Raw genomic sequence first — 530 nt, forward strand, 5'->3', positions numbered from 1 at the left:
TTGTTTTATTGAACTGGCTTGTCTTGTACTTTTTGAGTTCAGACAGAGCTTGCTGTCGACTTGCAGGATCTTCCGTTGGTTCTTTTAACAATGTGTTTGATAGTTCACCGTAATAGACAAACCGTTTATCGACATCTTTAAAAGCTTGTAATGAACTTGAGTCTCCACAATCTCGCTGCAAGCCATGTTCTATAGCCTCGTACCAGAGTGCTTGAAGGGGAGCTTTATCGGGCTTTTGAGCGCGACCATGAATGAATATGATTTTCTTAGCCATAGCAGGACGTCCTAAACACATAGTTAAAATTATTATCAGTAGAAAGCACCACTAGATTCGGTCAGCCCTTACTAATCACAGTGGTGCTAATTACGTATCTAGGAGTAGTTGATAGAGCATTTATATAACTATGAGGCCGCCGTTTAAGGACCATAAACGAATGAACGATGCGATCATTACTCGCAAATTGAAATGAATGTATCTAGCAAAACCTCCAACTACCAAAAAGGCCTCGCAAACGCGAGGCCTTAGTTTT

The 530-nt window shown here is 40.8% G+C and carries 1 pseudogene; it reads right to left on the reverse strand.

The annotated features are described in order from the left end of the window. Positions 1 to 274: pseudogene (locus AB4496_RS25780) on the reverse strand (hypothetical protein); the annotation flags it as partial. Positions 275 to 530: the final 256 nt, after the last annotated feature.

Origin of the sequence: Vibrio sp. 10N.222.46.A1, from assembly GCF_041473595.1 — a bacterium.
Taxonomy (GTDB): Bacteria; Pseudomonadota; Gammaproteobacteria; order Enterobacterales; family Vibrionaceae; genus Vibrio; species Vibrio tasmaniensis_A.